At 62.9% G+C, this 16,029-nt stretch carries 16 protein-coding genes; 6 read left to right on the top strand and 10 right to left on the bottom strand.

Features of this window, described 5'->3' with window-relative positions:
• Positions 1-8 precede the first annotated feature (8 nt).
• The 4 genes from FVA80_RS08420 to FVA80_RS08405 all read right to left on the bottom strand — a co-directional run bounded on the left by FVA80_RS08420 (position 9) and on the right by FVA80_RS08405 (position 5,105).
• The gene (locus FVA80_RS08420; RefSeq protein WP_147910190.1) at positions 9-314 is read right to left on the bottom strand and encodes a hypothetical protein; all 306 of its coding nucleotides are present in this window, start codon (positions 312-314) and stop codon (positions 9-11) included.
• 1,579 nt (positions 315-1,893) lie between these two features.
• Complete coding sequence (locus FVA80_RS08415) at positions 1,894-2,361, bottom strand: hypothetical protein (protein WP_147910191.1); 468 nt, start codon at positions 2,359-2,361, stop codon at positions 1,894-1,896.
• Positions 2,362-2,496: 135 nt separating this feature from the next.
• Positions 2,497-3,078, bottom strand: a complete 582-nt coding sequence (locus tag FVA80_RS08410) for a recombinase family protein (protein WP_147910192.1) — start codon at positions 3,076-3,078, stop codon at positions 2,497-2,499.
• A gap of 647 nt (positions 3,079-3,725) precedes the next feature.
• Positions 3,726-5,105 carry an HD-GYP domain-containing protein gene (locus tag FVA80_RS08405; protein WP_147910206.1) on the bottom strand — a complete coding sequence of 460 codons (1,380 nt, stop codon included), beginning with the start codon at positions 5,103-5,105 and terminating at the stop codon, positions 3,726-3,728.
• Between the two features lie 810 nt (positions 5,106-5,915).
• Between FVA80_RS08405 and FVA80_RS30385 the strand changes: the two genes are divergently transcribed.
• The 3 genes from FVA80_RS30385 to FVA80_RS08395 are packed head-to-tail and all read left to right on the top strand — an operon-like array spanning position 5,916 to position 8,971.
• On the top strand, positions 5,916-6,062 hold the full coding sequence (locus FVA80_RS30385; protein WP_187193622.1) for a hypothetical protein: 147 nt from the start codon (positions 5,916-5,918) through the stop codon (positions 6,060-6,062).
• A gap of 51 nt (positions 6,063-6,113) precedes the next feature.
• On the top strand, positions 6,114-6,365 hold the full coding sequence (locus tag FVA80_RS08400; RefSeq protein ID WP_147910193.1) for a hypothetical protein: 252 nt from the start codon (positions 6,114-6,116) through the stop codon (positions 6,363-6,365).
• 35 nt (positions 6,366-6,400) lie between these two features.
• Positions 6,401-8,971: a CheR family methyltransferase gene (locus tag FVA80_RS08395; RefSeq protein ID WP_147910194.1), complete on the top strand. Its 2,571-nt coding sequence runs from the start codon at positions 6,401-6,403 to the stop codon at positions 8,969-8,971.
• A gap of 171 nt (positions 8,972-9,142) precedes the next feature.
• Here the strand turns inward: FVA80_RS08395 and FVA80_RS08390 are convergent, their stop codons facing one another.
• The gene (locus FVA80_RS08390; RefSeq protein ID WP_147910195.1) at positions 9,143-9,556 is read right to left on the bottom strand and encodes a hypothetical protein; all 414 of its coding nucleotides are present in this window, start codon (positions 9,554-9,556) and stop codon (positions 9,143-9,145) included.
• Between the two features lie 964 nt (positions 9,557-10,520).
• On the opposite strand from FVA80_RS08390, the gene FVA80_RS30380 reads away from it, so the two are divergent.
• Complete coding sequence (locus FVA80_RS30380; protein WP_187193621.1) at positions 10,521-10,697, top strand: hypothetical protein; 177 nt, start codon at positions 10,521-10,523, stop codon at positions 10,695-10,697.
• A gap of 14 nt (positions 10,698-10,711) precedes the next feature.
• The gene (locus FVA80_RS08385) at positions 10,712-10,969 is read left to right on the top strand and encodes a hypothetical protein (protein ID WP_147910196.1); all 258 of its coding nucleotides are present in this window, start codon (positions 10,712-10,714) and stop codon (positions 10,967-10,969) included.
• Positions 10,970-10,976: 7 nt separating this feature from the next.
• On the opposite strand, the gene FVA80_RS08380 is transcribed toward FVA80_RS08385, so the two are convergent.
• On the bottom strand, positions 10,977-11,180 hold the full coding sequence (locus FVA80_RS08380) for a hypothetical protein (RefSeq protein ID WP_147910197.1): 204 nt from the start codon (positions 11,178-11,180) through the stop codon (positions 10,977-10,979).
• 382 nt (positions 11,181-11,562) lie between these two features.
• The gene (locus FVA80_RS31125) at positions 11,563-11,991 is read right to left on the bottom strand and encodes a hypothetical protein (RefSeq protein WP_147910198.1); all 429 of its coding nucleotides are present in this window, start codon (positions 11,989-11,991) and stop codon (positions 11,563-11,565) included.
• A 762-nt stretch (positions 11,992-12,753) separates the two neighbouring features.
• Between FVA80_RS31125 and FVA80_RS08365 the strand changes: the two genes are divergently transcribed.
• On the top strand, positions 12,754-13,275 hold the full coding sequence (locus FVA80_RS08365) for a MucR family transcriptional regulator (RefSeq protein ID WP_147910200.1): 522 nt from the start codon (positions 12,754-12,756) through the stop codon (positions 13,273-13,275).
• A gap of 663 nt (positions 13,276-13,938) precedes the next feature.
• Here the strand turns inward: FVA80_RS08365 and FVA80_RS08350 are convergent.
• The 3 genes from FVA80_RS08350 to FVA80_RS08340 all read right to left on the bottom strand — a co-directional run bounded on the left by FVA80_RS08350 (position 13,939) and on the right by FVA80_RS08340 (position 15,859).
• Positions 13,939-14,292, bottom strand: a complete 354-nt coding sequence (locus FVA80_RS08350; protein WP_246692320.1) for a stability/partitioning determinant — start codon at positions 14,290-14,292, stop codon at positions 13,939-13,941.
• On the bottom strand, positions 14,292-14,978 hold the full coding sequence (locus FVA80_RS08345; protein ID WP_147910203.1) for a ParA family protein: 687 nt from the start codon (positions 14,976-14,978) through the stop codon (positions 14,292-14,294). The genes FVA80_RS08350 and FVA80_RS08345 overlap by 1 nt, the downstream gene beginning before the upstream one ends.
• Positions 14,979-15,193: 215 nt before the next feature.
• Positions 15,194-15,859, bottom strand: coding sequence for a recombinase family protein (locus tag FVA80_RS08340; protein ID WP_147910204.1), 666 nt, complete (start codon positions 15,857-15,859; stop codon positions 15,194-15,196).
• Between the last annotated feature and the right edge of the window lie 170 nt (positions 15,860-16,029).

Here is a 16,029-nt window from a genome sequence, read left to right as displayed (position 1 = left end):
CCACCTTCCTACTGGACGTGGAGGGTGAGCTTCATCTTCGGGTGGATACCGCACTCGATCACGAAGTCGCCGGGCTCCTTCAGCGTCAGCGGGGCCTGCTTGCCCGGCTCTTGGTCGCCGGCGTCGAACGCGAACCGATCGGCCTCGATGAAGGCGTGATGGATCGCGCCGTCGTCCCCGTTGACCAGGACGATGGTGTCACCTCGGCGCAGGAACAGGTCGGTGGGGGCGTATTGCCGACCCTTCTGCAGCACGACGCGGACGACGTTGGCAAGATCGGCTTGGGCCGGTCCGAGTGCGAATAACCCTGCCATGAGCGCGATAGGCGTGCCGATGAGAAACGCGCGGCCTAGATTGCATATCGGCACGGATATAACCTGGGTAAGAAATTTTTGTGGGACAAACCTAGCATTACGAGGCTAGGTCCCACCTAACAGAGATCAGTATAGTCGCCTAAAGGTTCCCGGTGCTTCGCGCTCAATTTGTGAAACGTGCGCAATCTGCGCGTTAATATCAATTAATTATTAAGCCTAGGCATTGGTTGCTGGTTCAAGCGTAGGGCCCGCCGAACAGGTCGCCCATCGCCTTCCGCCGGAACAGCGTGTTCCAGTGCCGTCTCCGACGCTCCGATCGGTCATGGATCATGTGGCTGTGCTGGCAGAAGGCCGCGAGATTGGCGTCGGTTTTGTTGGCCGTGATGCGCGCCCAATCACCTACGATCTAGCGTACGACCTGACCCACGGGCACTCTCGGCTTACCTGGGATCGATCCCTCGGCTTGCGATGCATCTGGCCGAGATCCGTTTGGCGATCGTCGCAACGCGAACGGGATGGTTGTGCCGGACCATATGATCGATGTCGTATCGCGGTGTGGGACGATCTCTCCGCCCGCATGGTGCTGGATTTGTGCGACGGTTTGCGCCCCATCCTCCACCTTCCTTCTCGCCCGTTCCGTCATTCGCCTCGATGCGCGAGCGGCGCATGGGACGTGGAACGCTTGCCCCGTGGCTATGGGTCTTCGTTGTCAGCACTCACCACGCACCTCCGGGGCGGTGTTTCCGGCCGGAACACAGAAAAACGATTTTGGCACCGTGACTTAGCGTGGCCACAGACGAGATCGTTCGTCCGCTCCAGGCTCATGATTGACCGCGCGAGGATCTCATCGGCGACGGCGCCGACGAGGGGAAATTATCGGTGCCACAACGGTCCGATACGCCCCTCACACGGTCGGTCCAACGCATCGACAAGCGTGCGACAGCCCCACCGCATTCCACGGACAAGGGACCGTGATGGCGGGGATAGGTCTAACCATAGTCCGGGAGCATGGGTCAGCGCTGCGAAGCACAGCACCAGGCGCGGCGCAGGCAACTCATCCGATACGCATGGAGCCAAGCTGGAACAGCCGGGACGCAAGCGTGAGACAAACGGGAACCAGGGCGATCAAACGTCCGGTGCGTTGCCCCGCTCGAGCTCCGGGGTGGTCCGAAGCTTCGAAGCCATCCGAGGAGGAAGGGGGCAGAGATGAGCCATCACAGGGTGTTGGCTCATCTCTGCCAGTCGCCGCGATCCTCGGCTCGGCCAGGGGATTGAAGCCATGATCGCGGCTCGGGAATGCCGGTCTGATCGCGGGATCGGCGTGGTGGGACACGAGGCCGTGCCGCCGTCATCGACATCTTCAGTGTTGTAAGATGTGATGCCCTCGCGATCGATCCGAACGCGAGGCGGGAGGTTTTGTCCCGGGTTCTGCGTGCGGGAATGGTCGGGGCCACCGGGGGCCACAAAGGGCCACCCGGTACCAGTCGGTGCCAGCGCGTTTGCCAGCTGGATGCCATAAGTTTTGGGTATCACACCTCACGCACTGAAGCGTCGATGCCACCAGGTCGCCGGGAACGCCTCAGGGGTTGAGGCCTGCGAACAGGTCGAGCTGTCCCCCGGCGCCTCGCATGCCGGAGCTTCGGCGGAGTGCGGTCCTTAGGGATCTCGGCATCGGCAAGTCAGGCAGGCCGACACCGGGTCGACCGTAGAGCGCTGCGCCGACGATCCGGCAGCCGTCGCCGTGGTGGAACACGTTGGCGGTGTGGGGACCGGCCCGGAGGATCTCCTGGGTCAGGACCTCGTCCACCGCCATGTCGGCGACAGTCGCGAGCAGGTCGACGAGTCCAGCCGATGCGATGTCGAACGACCGGAATTCGGCGGCGCGCTGTCGCCAGACCTGCCGGACGGCTCCGGCGCTGGTTTGGGAAAACGGGTTGGGCGCCGACTGCGTTGCCGGGTCGGCGATGAACGCCGCGATCGCATGACGGTCGGCGATGTGGGTGGCCGTCATCAGGGATGCGGCGAGCTGGCGTCGGCTGATCGGCATGGCGCTCCGTGGTCCAGCGATCCGTTCTCAGGCCTGCGCGGCATCGGCAAGGCACACATGTCCGCTCGTGCGCGGCGCCTTCGACGACCGCTCGGGTGTCGGCAGTATGCCGAGGCTACGAGCCCTTGGTACGGATCAGCCCTTGGTGGCGGTACTGTTGGCACGCGCGCGCGGGAAGTAGCTGTAGAAGGTATCCCGATTGACCCCGAGGCGTTTGGCGATGTCGGCGACGCTGATCGTGCCGGCCGCCAGCATGGCACGGGCCGCCTCGAGATCGGCCTCCTTGAGCTTCCTCGGCCGGCCACCTTTGCGCCCGCGCGCGAGGGCCGCCTTCAGACCTTCCATGGTGCGTTCGCGGTTGAGGTCGAGGAAGTACTCGGCCATGGCGCCGTGCATCTGCAGGGCGAAGCGGCCGTGTGCGGTGGCGCTATCGAACTGCTCTGTGAGCGAGCGGAAGTGCACGTCCTTCACGCGTAGGCCGTCGATGGTGCGCATCATCTCGACGAGCGAGCGACCGAGCCGGTCGAGCTTCCAGACGACGAGCACGTCCTCAGGCCGCAGGAAGGCGAGCGCCGCCTCGAACTCCGGACGCCTGGTCCCGGCTTTGCCGGATTTCTTCTCCTCGAACAGGCGCTCGCACCCGGCCTTCGTCAGCGCGTCGCGCTGCAGGTCGAGGTTCTGGTCGAGGGTAGAGACGCGGGCATATCCGACGAGCATGTCGGGACAGTGCCAAAAACACGTTTCTCCGGCAATAGAAAAGCCGACACTTTTATCCGACAGAAACACGGCCGTTTGGGTTGGCTTTCGACCTGCCGTTGCTTATTGTCGGGAAAACGATCGTTTTACCGATGCATATAGCTGCACGTGGCAGCGTCCGATAAGGGGGAAAGCTGCCCTTAACCCTTCGCCCCGAAGCAGACGTTCCGCTTCCGATCTAACCTCGCCCTAGAAGCCAATGTACGTCGTTTTGAAAGCTGACGAAGGTGGCGTTCAGACGAAGGCGAGCGTGACACAAGGAATATGCAGCTAGAAGATGTAGATCTGGTTGTATCAAATGCAATCGGAATTGCTATCAGCATGTACTATCAGGCAACGTATCCTGCGATCGCTGGGCGGATGACAGCTTCACGAGCACTCCACGTCTGCCGCTTTACCCTGGATTAGAAAGTTAAGATCGTGCTTGCCCGCATCCTCAGCTCGCTCTGCCTCGGAGCTTTGAGTTCGCCAGCCTTCGGATGGGTGGTGCGCGCGCTCATCGTCTCGGCTTCAAGAGAAGCAGCGTCCTGTCGCGAGGCCACCAACGGCGGATCAGGGAAGATGGTCTTGGTCCGGTAGTCAGGGGGTTCGCCGAGAGGTGGCTTGGTTCAAGCCGCCCGAGCGAGATCGCCCTCGATCGCGGTGAGCGCCCGCTCCAGCGCCGCAAAGCAGAGCGGGTCGAACGCCGTGCCCAGGTCTGCGCGCATGATGCCGAGTGCCTTCTCAAGCGACATGGCCGCACGGTAGGGCCGGTCGGCGGTCAGCGCGTCGAACACGTCGGCGACCGAGACAATGCGGGTCTCGGGTGCGATTGCGTCGGCTTTCAAGCCGCGCGGATAGCCCTTGCCGTCGAGCCGTTCGTGATGGCCGCCGCCGATGCTAGCCATCTCGTGGAACACCGCCGCGCGGGTCAGGATGGTCTCGGAAAGGGAGGCGTGATTGCGCATGTCCCGCCACTCCGCGTCATCCAGTTTACCGTTCTTGTCGAGGATCGCGTTCGAGACCCCGAGCTTGCCAACATCGTGAAGCAGCGCAGCCCGCTTCAGCCAGCGGCGGCGTTCCGACGTATAGCCAAGTTCAGCCGCGATCATGTCGGCGTAGACCGCAACCCGCTCCGAATGGCCGGAAGTGAACGGGCTCTTGGCGTCGATAATCTGAGCAAAGGCACGGGCGATGTCGTCGAGGTAGTCTTCGTCCACGACGATCGGGCTGACCGGCGCCAACGCGAACACCGCCTCCTCGACCTCATCCGAAGCCAGGGTGTCCCAGAAGCCGGGTTTGGACGCGGCCGCCTCGAAGCAGGCGACCACCTGAGGATCGAACCATGTGCCCGAGCGCGCCCGCACCTCGGCAACCGCGGCCGCGGGGCCGGCCGCGGTGTGGAACACGTCCACTACCTGAGCGAGCAGCGCTACCCGTGCGTAGAGTGGGATCGCTGGGCCAGCGAGGCGGTCCGGTCGACCGCCGCCGTTCCAGTGCTCGTCCAGGGCGTGGATGGCCTCGCAGATGCTCGCGGGGAAGTGAAGCTGTCGGGCGATCTGAGCACCACGCTGACAGCGGGTCTGGATCAGGTCGTCGGTAATCGCTCCGCCGTTCTGCAGGATGTTGAGCACGGCACGGAAGCGTTCAGCGAGGCCGGCCTTGAGGCCGGTATGAGAGAAGACAAAGCCGAGCACCTTTGGCAGGCTGTCGCTCACTGTTTTGAAGTCACGTTTGAAGCTGAGATCGTCGGAGAGGTAGAGTTCGCAGATGCGCGCTGCATTGCTGGAGCACCCGAGGTCCTTCAGCATCACCGTGTGGTAGAGTTCCCAGAGCTGCAAGTCCGGTAGGCCCATCTCCCGGCCGATGTTGAAGCCGATCCAGGTCGCGCGCACGCAATGCCCGACGGGCTGACCCTCCGTCAGGTCCAGGGCGTGGCTCAAGGCGCCGAGCACTTCCGACAGCTGGATCGTCCTGGCTTCCTCTTCGCTGCCTGATACGATCCGCATCGTTCTCGTCCAGTCTCTTGCCTTATAGGCCTCTATAGGCGGCAAAACTGCCTGAAGAACCTAATCAAAGCGTTGCGCTGCCTTTCTCTCGCTAGTCAGCCCTAAGCGGACATTTCCAGCTTCCGCAAAGGGCCGAGTGTGTGAAAACGCAGAAGCGGTAGAAGGATCTTCCCGAAGACAAACTGGGCAGCGCCGAAATGGCTCTCCAAACCGCGTCGGAACCGTCCTCCAGCGGGGCCGCTTGTCTGCCGTGTAGACGATTGTTCTACAACTTCGGCATGCGCTTTCGTTTTCACACAGGCTCGGTCGCCAGCGGAATGACCGAGTAGGGTTGGTTTTCAGCCCGTCCGTTTCCGAACGGTAGATGTATCAAAGCGGACATAGGAGCGATGATCGCTCACGACTCATTGCAGAAGGCCGATAGGTCCGCCTCCCGGTATGTTATTGGACAAAGACCTCGGAACTCAGCGTATGCACTCGCGTCTGTTCGCTTAGGAGGCGCATATTAAAGTTTGACCTTCTCAATCGCTAGCGAATTTGATATCCGAATTGCTACACCTAGAAATTGAGCGCACGATGCCAGCGTCCGCTCAGAAGTGATCCACGCGCGGGCATTCAGTGCAGCTTGGAGTGCCCATGGTGGACCGCCCCCACGCAGATCGGTGCCTTGAAGTCGCCCGTGAGTTGCGCGCGGCAGCAGAGGAGACGCGGCGGACGCTTCAGGCTTCCCGCGACCTTGTCCGGCGCTCGCGCGAGCAGGACGCCGGGCCACCGGCCTCCAGCAGCGACCCCGGCCCATCGCAACAGCTAGTGACGTCTCTCATCGAGGCCTACGAGGCCGCGGAGGACGAGCCTGACCTCGAGACCCGCCTGCTGCTGGGCCACGTGCTCCATCATGTCGGGCGTCGCATCGCCGGCGTGATGGGACCGCGGGCGGCCGGGATCGCCGTGCATTGAGGGCCGCCGCGCAGAGATTGGCACGGCGCAGGAATTTGCGGAGGGGCCCGAATGGACGGTGACAATCCGCAGAATGACGACATGACTGCACTGGTCCGCATTGCCCGGACGTTGCGCGTCCCCGTAGCGACCTTCCTGACGGCCTGCCCGGTCGGTACATCGAACACTGATTCCGCCGTGGTGGCCCAGGATCATCCGGCCGAGGTAGTGGCGCTGCTGCGTCTATTTGTGCGGCTGAAGAGCCCCGAGGCGCGGGCACGCTGCCTCGCCTACGTTGTACAAGAAGTCACGAACGACGGCTGATCCGCGCGGCCGTCCTCGACATTGGTCCCGGACGCATGATGCTGGAACCCGACGAACGGCGCGTCATCGATCCGAAGGCTCAGAACGTGGAGATAGACCAGGACCACTTTCCGATCGTCGGCATCGGCGCGTCCGCGGGCGGCATCGAGGCGATGCGGGGCTTCTTCCGCGGGGTGCCAGAGACGCTGGTGGCGGCCTTCGTCGTCGTCACGCATCTCAGCCGGGAGCACAAGAGCCTGCTTCCGGACGTACTGGCCCGCTTCACGCCGCTTGAGGTCGAGGCCGCCGCCGATGGCGTGCGGGTCCGGCCGGGCTGCGTCTACGTCATGCCGTCCGGTTTCGTCGTGGGCATCACGGGCGGCCGGCTGACGTTGACACCGCTCGGGTCGGAAGGCCGCGAGACCAAGCCGATCGACATCTTCCTGACCGCGCTTGCCTTCGACCAGGGCGAGCGCGCGGTAGGGGTGATCCTGTCCGGCGGCGATGGCGACGGCGCCATCGGCGTCAAGGTGATCAAGGAGCACGGCGGCCTGACCCTGGCTCAGACTGCGGATGGCGACGGCCCCGAGACCGCCGACATGCCGCTCAGCTCGCTGCGGACCGGCTTCGTCGATTTTGGCGAGACTGCCGAACTGATGGGCGGCCGGATCGCGGCGCACGTTGATGCGTACCTCGCCGCCGCGTCGGATGCGCAGGCCGACGCGGTTGCGCGGGAGCCTGACGCGGAGCTTCTTACCGAGATCTACGCCATCCTCCGCCGCCAGGTCGGCCACGACTTCTCGGGGTACAAGCCCAGCACCTTCGTGCGCCGCCTCCAACGGCGCATCAGCGTCGTCGGCGCGGCCGGGCCGGACGCTTACCTCAAGCTTCTGCGGGCCGACCCGGCCGAGGTCGGGGTGCTGTTTCGGGACCTGCTGATCGGCGTGACGAACTTCTTCCGCGACACCGCCGCCTTCGAGGCGCTGGCCACCCAAATCATCCCGAAACTATTCGAGGTGCGCGCGGCGACCGATGGTGTGCGGATCTGGGTGCCGGCCTGCTCGACCGGCGAGGAGGTCTATTCCCTGGCCATCCTGGTGCGCGAGCACATGCTCACCCTGGCGGATCCGCCGCGCGTGCAGATCTTCGCCACCGACATCGACGAGCGCGCGCTCGCGGTGGCGCGGACCGGCCGCTACCCGACGGCCTACCTGTCCGCCGTATCGCGTGAGCGGATCGCGCGGCACTTTGTCGTCGCGGGAGATAGCGCGGTGGTCGCAAAGGCCGTGCGCGACCTGTGCACCTTCGCGCCCCACAGCGTGCTGCGCGATCCGCCGTTCTCCCGCCTTGATCTGGTCTCCTGCCGCAACCTGATGATCTACCTCGGCGTCGAAGCCCAGCAGCAGTTGATACCGGTGCTGCACTACGCCCTGCGCCCACGCGGCTACCTGTTCATCGGAATGGCCGAGAACGTGACGCGGTTCGAGGACCTGTTTGAGACGATCAACAAGCAGTACCGGATCTTCCAGGCCCGCGATGCGATCCCGCCGGTCCGGTTGCGGCCGATGTCCGGGGCGGACACGCCGATCTTCGCGAGTGCCGGCCAGCCGCACCGGCGCAACGTGACGACGCATGCGGCCCTGCGGCACGCGGTGGAGAGCCAGATGTTGTCCGAGTTCACGCCGCCCCATGCGGTCGTGACGCGGACGGGCGAGGCCGTGCACTATTCGTCGCGGATCGGCGATCACCTAGAGGTGGTGCCCGGCCAGCCGACCCGGGAGTTAGCCGCGATGGCGCGCAAGGGCCTGCGGTTGGACCTTCGGACGGCCCTGCGCGAGGCGATCGAGGGTAATACCCTCGTCGTGCGCGACGGCATCGGCGTCGCGCTATCGGACGGCCGTCTCCAGTCGATCTCCCTGGTGGTCAAGCCGCTGACCACGCCCGGCGCGAGCGAGCCGCTGTTCCTGGTCGTGTTCATTGAGGCCGCCGCGCCAGTCGAGAAGGAGCGGCAGCAGGCCCTGGAGGCGAACGAGCGGGACTCGGCACTCCAAGGCCTGGAGCGCGAGCTGAACGTGACGCGCGAACGGCTCCAGGCCGTGATCGAGGAATACGAGACCTCGCTGGAGGAGCTCAAATCCTCGAACGAGGAGCTGTCCTCGGTCAACGAGGAGATGCAGGCCGCCCACGAGGAGCTCGAGGCCTCGAAGGAGGAGACGCAGTCCCTCAACGAGGAGCTGCAGACGGTCAATTCCGAACTCACGTCGAAGATCGAGGCGATTGACCAGCTGAGCGACGATCAAGCCACACTGTTCGAGGGCATGAACGTCGCCAGCGTACTGCTGACGCCGGACCTTCACATCCGCATGTTCACCGGAGCCGCGGCGCAGATCTTCGGCCTACAGCCGAACGATATCGGCCGGTCCCTGCGCAACTTCTCGGCGCCGATCCCTCTGGACTGGCTGCAAAATGAGATCCCGGCGGTGCTGGCGGCGAGCCGGCCCTCCGAGCGGACGGTCGAGGGGGCGGACGGCGCCCGCTACCGGGTCCGGCTGATGGCAGCCTCCCGCACGGGCAGCCGGATACCCGGGATCGTCGCGAGCTTTACCAACTTGGCCGAGCCGAGATGATCGATCGGTTCGCACGCCGTGCCTGGGACCTCGGCAGCCACACCCCGGCGTGACATGGCCACGGCTGCCTGCGCGCAGACGGCGAGCGTCGGCACGACTTTGCAGACACCCGCCTCCTCCGATCTTGGGAGAGAGCGGACTGTGTCGCCGACTTAGGCCGAAGATGGAACGTCAACTTTCTGCCAGCAGGCTGACGTTCGATTGCAACTCCGAGCCGAGGTTGCCGGACGGCCGACGAATGGCCGCTTTCGGGAAGTGCCAAGAGCTGTCCGCGTGACTGAGATGGTTCGAGAGCAGCCGCGAATGGCGGTCTGCTAAAGGCGCACCCAAACCTGACTGATCGCTGTCGGCTTGAATGTCCGGTCCCGGCCGCATCGCTAAAGCCCGCTCACCACCCTTAGCCGGACCTGCCGGCTGACCGACTAACGACCGCTTTCTGGCAGAGCTGACGACGGTCCCGACGACCAGGTTGGGTTGGAGGAAAGTGGCCGCTTCAGAACCAAAGGCTAGACGCGGGTTTAGGCGCTCAGTGAACGGTACCAAGCGTTTGATTTCGACCACTACCCGCCGCAGAGCGCTCTGCATCCTGACACGAGGTAATTCCAATCCGATGCTAGTGCCGGTGTCGGCCGCAGGTAGTACCTAGTTTCACCTGATTGTCCGCTGCACGATATCTCGAAGCGTCGCAATATGATCAGCGTCTAATTCGAACTTATCAATTAATATCTTTATGGCAACTTCCATTTGTTCAGCATGGTATATTATGTTAAATATCGGATGTGATGGAGATATAAATCCTAGATCGTCGAACATACGAAGCAACGGATCTCGCTCTTCATCATTGATGGATATCTTCCACGTAAGATGCACGAGCTTAATCCAACTTATGCGTTCTCTACGAGCATCGGTCTCGTTAGGGTCGTTTTGCTTGCCGGGCATTGTTCCTCATCGGCATGATCGAGATAGGTTGTGCGCAATCAAAAACCTAAATGCGGTTTGATGCCGTGTGCTGCCACACAGACCGATCCCAATTCCAAGCTGCCGCCGCAGAATTGGTAGCTGATCCGGCGGGCTGAACTACGTCGGGGTCCGCTTTTGGGAACTATGGAAGTAGCCCGATATGTCCATGTTGGATCGGATGTGGACACCGCTGGCGCGTAACCAAGTGCTAGATTTTCACTGTCAGAAGCTACTCTAACAGCCGGATCTTCTATATAGTCTCAGGACAATAGAGTGGGTATCCGGCAGCACATCGAGCCAATCAGCTTAGGCATAGATCGTCCTCAACGGTGGCAGTTGCCGTTTCCGATGGGGATCGTCATGCCCGCCTCGTCCTGCTCAGTGGTGTCGTTGTTCCGGCTGGTGCCTTCCTCGTCGGCGCGTACGTCGCCCTTGTCAGCCTCGCCCTACCGATGCATTTCGCCTGACCCCTGTCGCACCTCCATCGCGATCGCGCTGCTCATGCGGCATGCTGACCGATTGAGGTAGCCCGGGAACGTCGAAGACAACGCTACGCTTGACCGCACATCGAACGTGGGAGGGTGTAGTGATGAAGGTGTTCCAGATCCGTCAGGGTGCGACCGGCACGATCCTTTGGACCGGATCGGCCTCCGATCCGATCGCCGCGCTGGACGCCATGGCCCACGAGGCCGGGTACTACGATCACGCCGATATCCCGGATAACATGCGGGCTGGTGGTCTGCACGCGGAAGAGATCCGGGTCTGACACCTTTGAGCAGCATGCCGGTAGCTGATCAGCAGACGTGCGAGGTGAAGGTTGATGGCGTGTGGAGCGCCGTTAGCCTGGTGGAAGCACGTACCCTGTACGGGATGATGCCCAAGCGCTGCCCGGCCTGCCATGGCCAGGTGAACATCGCTGGGAACTACACCCCCGGCGGGGGCTACAAACTACAGCACCGCCGCAGCCATTCCGGCTGCCCGCTGACGGCAGCCGCGTTTTCCGGCAAACCATCGCGACACCCGCAGGCGATCGGGTGACGCTGGCTCAGTCGCCGTCATCATTGCCAAGAGCATCATCGAAGGCGTCGAATAACCAAGCGAGAAGGTTGGTCCCAACATCGTCGCCGAAACCGTCAATCGGCTTACCCACCAGCGTCTTAGGGTTCTGCAGGCGAACTTCGACGAGCAGCTTGCGGGCAAGCTGGTCGAGAGCATCACCAGGCGGCACGAGCATTGGATCGATAGGCATGGCGCATCTCCTACCTGTGCGCCGGGCGCTCGGCCCCACCCCGATCTGCTCACGGGGCGGGGGAGCGTCCGATCTCACCAGCGGTGGGTCGATACGCAACGTGACCCAGCAGCAGGATGCCAGATGAGGGTTAGCGCGCTGTCAGCTGGACCGGCTTAGAGCTGTGTCGAAATAGGCCGCGTACGAGCCGGAAGGGCAGCCGCACCAATTTATAGACGGCGTGGGCGGCCATCACTGCAACGACAGCGAGAAGGGCCAAAATGGTATTGCGCAACGTGGTTCACTCCATGACGGAGTGAACCCGGCGATCCGCCATCGCCATTGCAGCGAGGAGGCGCCTCGATCGAGGCGACACTGTGAAGGTGCTCACTCAACAGCGACTTCACGTGTATGGTCCTCGGAATAGGTCGCCCAGAGCTTTCCTCTGGAACAGCGTCATCCACCGTCGACGCTGATGCTCAGGCCGGTCATGGATCATATGGCAGCGCTGACAGAATGCAGCGAGATTGCCACCGGCGTTATTAGCGGTGTCGTGATTTCGGTGAGCGGTAGCGAGCACAACTCGGGTGGTGCGTACGTCTCGGATCATGTCTACCGCGCCAATCTTAACCCGGATCCGTCGACCGCTGCCATCACGCCACGATGCTATCTCGGCGTCCCACCAGCGCCCGTCTCCGAGATGGTGGACCAAGCGGCTATGCGGTCGACCGCAGCCCTCACATCGCCCCTGCGCGCGACCGAAGCGAATAGTGATTGAAAGCTCACGCCAGTCGATTGGGTAGAAGAAGCGGTGCTCACGGCGGATCGGCATGACAGGGTTCGGGTGAAAGCGGCGTCTAATGTTCCCATCATGATCGGGGTTGACGCAACCCGTATCTCAATACCGGTTGGCAATTGCGGCGGGCGGCTGAGTGCCAGGCTAGCCCCGGGTGCCCTGCTTGTGCGTTAGCGCGACGCTGCAACTCGCGGCCCTGCGAGACTGACGTTCCGCTTACCGCCGGTCGAAGGAATAGCATCCACCCACGCGCTCGGGTTTTGTCGAGAAAGATCGTGTAGCGCATTCCCGACAAAACCAGCGACACGCCGTAGGCTGGCGCCCTCGCAGGTCGCTGCGATCTGCACCCCGAGGTGGCGCGTATGACTGCGCCCGTAGAGGTAGATGGCCAACCGCGCTCGCGTGGCTTCCGGGATGCTCTCAAGCTGATCAGCCAATACCTCTGGCTCTGCGCGGTAGAGCCTGCTGAGTGTATCGATCGGCACCGGACAATCGCCGGCGGGATCCTCGGCGCTGACAGGGAAGGCTCGGTTCACGGCGGTACCTGCAGGCTGACCTTGAGTAAGGTGCCGGCGGGATAGTTAACGAATTGCTACGTGGCGCTGGCATCCTCAAACCAGTTTGATCGCCTGCAGGCGGAAGCGCGGCTCTCAGCGATGACCTTATCCGCCCTTTCAGGTTGAGAAGCCTGCATCGCTCCGCCGCGAATGGCTACAGAAACAAGCTACGATCTCGAACCTGCATTGATTTATCCCATCCAGATGTAGAGAATGCGACCTTTCTAAAATCAGGTGCACCGTGGACGAAAACGCAGAAACAATCGACGCCCAGCCTGTCAATTTCATCGAACTGACGGCCGATATCGTCTCGGCTTACGTGTCGAAAAATTCGGTCCGGCCCAGTGACATGCCGGAGCTACTTGCTAGCATTCACAGTGCACTAACTGTGCTCGGCCAGGGAGTTGCCCCCGAGACCCCTACGGTCAACAAGCCCACGCCATCCCAGATCCGGAAATCGATCACTCCCGACGCGCTGATTAGCTTCGTCGACGGCAAGTCGTACAAGACGCTGAAGCGCCACCTCAGCAAGAGCGGTATGACGATTGAGGAGTACCGCGAGCGCTACGGTCTGCCGCGCGACTACCCCTCGACGGCCGCCAGCTACTCTGAGCAGCGTTCGGCTCTCGCCCGCTCGCTCGGCCTCGGCCAGCAGCGCAAGAAGGCTGCCCCGAAGGCGGCTGAGCCGGCAGAGATGGTCTCTGAGAAGCCCAAGCGCGCTCCGGGTCGGCCGCGGAAAGCCAAAGAGGCTGCTGAGGACTGAGGTCGAGCGAAGGGGGCTGCCCGTTCCCTCCGGCGATCCCCATATACGTAACCATCGCGGTGGTTGAGTGCCCTTATACTCCTGCCCGCGAGCGCGCCGGCCGCCGTGTTCCCCCCGTTCACGTATGGCCGGCGCGTCCCTCCCTCAGTACATCCGGTGATCCAGGCTAGGTCGAAGAGTCGTACCCTTGCCTCAGATCGCATCCATGCTACCCGCCCTACGTGCGAAGCCAGGCGGACATTTATGCGACCCACCCTCGCGCTCATAGCCGCCCTGACTGCTCTCACCTGCTTGCCCGGCATTGGCGTGGCGCAGAGCTGGCCGGAGCCTGATGAAGAGAACGCCTCTAGTGCGTCAGCCCTAGGCGAGGAGGCCGCTGACGACGTCGGCCCGGAGGTTTTAGCGGGCTGCCGGCGGCAGGCCGCAGATCAGAAGTTGAAGGGCCCTGCTCGCAAGGCTTTCATGGGGACCTGCGTCACGGCCGAGGATTGATGGTCATCCGTTCGGCAGCAACTCCCGCTATAAAAACCCGCTTCCTGAGTGCCCCTTGAAGGCGTTCGCCCGTCGGATGTACCCGACCATCGAACGCGGAGCCCGGGTGGCCGGATTGGTCTCCGATCCGAGCGAGGTCACCATCCTGAGCAATCTGGTAGCTACCAGCTATCATTTCTTGACGGTGCTTTGCTCCAGCAGCTCAACAGCGCGCTCGAACGCCTCGCCCAAGCCCCACCCGTTCGCATCTGCCACCCGTATGAACGTCTCGATCGTCTCAGGCTTCAGCTTGAGATTTAGCTGAGCCGTACGGCCTGTCCGGCGTCGGCGCTGTTGCCGGGGCGTCGCCGTGATTGGCTCGCTTTTGACAGGTTCTCGGCTTCTGAAACCGGTGGCTTCCGCTGCTTGCCTCGTTGCTTCAGCTGTAGGCTTGTCATCCCGTGGCTTTGGCTTGGCCCAGGCTGAGGGGTCGATATCGTCGAGCTCATCGCCGAACCCGAGCGAAGCACGCTCCTTGCCGGCCATCACGCTGCCGACCTTTCGTTCGCGGCTGCTTTGAGCTTCGACACCACCTCCCCCGCGAACTCGCGAGCGTTCTGGATCGCTTTTTCGAGATTGCCTGTCTGTGCCGCTGCAAGCCCTGCTAGGGTACCGCCGAAATCGAACAGGTCCTTGAAGGCGGCCCGCTCCACGATCGCCGTCTCGAACATGGCAATGCCGCCGGCATGCAACTGCTCCTGCACGTTGCGCAGAGCGCGGGAGGTGACGGCTGCACCGGTGCGCGTGAGCAGGACGGCATGGGCGATGCGTCGGCGGGACAGCTTCTCCGAGTTGCGGATGAGGCGGATGGTCTTGGCCGCACCCTTCGCATCCATGCTGGATCCCTGCGTCGGGATCACCACCAGATCGGCCATGCCGATTGTGTTGGCTACCAACAAGCTAGCTGTTCCCTCCAGATCGACGATGACGAACGCCGCGTCGCGCTCAGCGGCGTCAATGGCGTCGACCACGCTCTCCTCGGTCACATCGCTGATGATGGTGACGTTCTCAGGCTTGCCGGGCAGCTTCGCCCACTGGCTGATCCAGCGCTCTGGATCGGCGTCGATGATGGTGACGGACGCTCCCTTAGTTGCCAGTTCGGTTGCCAACAGCAGCGCGCTGGTGGATTTCCCGGACCCACCCTTCGGGTTGGCAAAGGCGATGACGGGCATGGTTCCTCCGAGCTCGGATGCCTCTACGCAGTACGTCACGTATGATTTAACAGCTAGCTAACAGATACCTTACCATAGACGATAGCTAGCTAGTACCTGTCGAATCGCCAAAAGCTACTTAATAGCTTCTTGGTAGCCGTTTTTAGCTGTATAGTAACTGATAGCTAACTAGTAGCTCTTTTTAATGCCTCGCGCCGATGCGGAGAAGGGCAATTTCATGCCTTTGCCAGCATCCTTTGGATCTGAGCGGCCGACCAGACGCCGCCCCGGGCCGCTGGGATCTCACGGGCGTTCAGAGCCGCAGCGATCTGGCGCAGCGAGACGGCGCCTTCGGCCCGCACGGTGGCGATGACCGGGGCGAGGTCCATGGCTCGTTCCTTGGACCGCTGGGTCTGACGCACCCGGCTGCCCACCTGACCGGCCTCCCGGTTTGATAGGTTCTCTGGCTTGCCCAACTGGACCCCTCGGGCCTTGGCGGCCGCCAGCGCAGCCTTGGTCCGGGTCGATATCATCTTGCGCTCGGCCTGGGCGACTACCGCCATAATGCCGACCACCAATTCGTTCGCCTCCGGCATGTCTGCCGCCACGAACCGGACGCCAGCCTTCTGGAGGTTCAGGAGGAAGGCGGCGTCGCGTGACAGCCGATCGAGCTTGGCGATGACCAGCGTGGCCCCGTGAAGTCGACAGAGTGCCATGGCCTCGGAGAGGCGAGGGCGGTTGTCCCGAGATCCGCTCTCCACCTCGACCAGTTCGGCTACATGGCGCCAGGAGCCGCCTGCGAGGAAGTCGGCCACGGCTCGGCGCTGTGCCTCTAGGCCGAGCCCGGATCGGCCCTGCCGCTCTGTGGAGACCCGCAGATATGAGACGAAGGCGGAAGCCATGCTAATTTCGTGGGGTGTTACGTCCGATCGAACGGACGTTCAACCGGATGAAACATCGAAGCGCGAGGGCGTTGGAGGCACACTATCGCTTCCCCGCGACTGGCTTCGTCCCTATTTCCGGAAAATCGGCCGCGGCCGCGGTCGGGTTGCGCGCAAGGCCGAGCAAGCCG

It is taken from the genome of Methylobacterium sp. WL1 (genome assembly GCF_008000895.1).
In the GTDB taxonomy this organism is placed as follows: domain Bacteria; phylum Pseudomonadota; class Alphaproteobacteria; order Rhizobiales; family Beijerinckiaceae; genus Methylobacterium.
Note: the sequence above shows the minus strand (reverse complement) of the source record. Positions and strands in the feature narration are given on the sequence as shown.

Bases quoted from the DNA above. Each gene is read 5' to 3' on its own strand.
- FVA80_RS08350 (WP_246692320.1), bottom strand. From the start codon at position 14,292: ATGGCCGGCAAGGAGCGTGCTTCGCTCGGGTTCGGCGATGAGCTCGAC.
- FVA80_RS31125 (WP_147910198.1), bottom strand. From the start codon at position 11,991: ATGCCGATCCGCCGTGAGCACCGCTTCTTCTACCCAATCGACTGGCGT.
- FVA80_RS08380 (WP_147910197.1), bottom strand. From the start codon at position 11,180: ATGCCTATCGATCCAATGCTCGTGCCGCCTGGTGATGCTCTCGACCAG.
- FVA80_RS08415 (WP_147910191.1), bottom strand. From the start codon at position 2,361: ATGCCGATCAGCCGACGCCAGCTCGCCGCATCCCTGATGACGGCCACC.
- FVA80_RS08345 (WP_147910203.1), bottom strand. From the start codon at position 14,978: ATGCCCGTCATCGCCTTTGCCAACCCGAAGGGTGGGTCCGGGAAATCC.
- FVA80_RS30380 (WP_187193621.1), top strand. From the start codon at position 10,521: ATGAAGGTGTTCCAGATCCGTCAGGGTGCGACCGGCACGATCCTTTGG.
- FVA80_RS08405 (WP_147910206.1), bottom strand. From the start codon at position 5,105: ATGCGGATCGTATCAGGCAGCGAAGAGGAAGCCAGGACGATCCAGCTG.
- FVA80_RS08395 (WP_147910194.1), top strand. From the start codon at position 6,401: ATGATGCTGGAACCCGACGAACGGCGCGTCATCGATCCGAAGGCTCAG.
- FVA80_RS08385 (WP_147910196.1), top strand. From the start codon at position 10,712: ATGCCGGTAGCTGATCAGCAGACGTGCGAGGTGAAGGTTGATGGCGTG.
- FVA80_RS08400 (WP_147910193.1), top strand. From the start codon at position 6,114: ATGGACGGTGACAATCCGCAGAATGACGACATGACTGCACTGGTCCGC.
- FVA80_RS08420 (WP_147910190.1), bottom strand. From the start codon at position 314: ATGGCAGGGTTATTCGCACTCGGACCGGCCCAAGCCGATCTTGCCAAC.
- FVA80_RS08390 (WP_147910195.1), bottom strand. From the start codon at position 9,556: ATGCAGAGCGCTCTGCGGCGGGTAGTGGTCGAAATCAAACGCTTGGTA.
- FVA80_RS08410 (WP_147910192.1), bottom strand. From the start codon at position 3,078: ATGCTCGTCGGATATGCCCGCGTCTCTACCCTCGACCAGAACCTCGAC.
- FVA80_RS08340 (WP_147910204.1), bottom strand. From the start codon at position 15,859: ATGGCTTCCGCCTTCGTCTCATATCTGCGGGTCTCCACAGAGCGGCAG.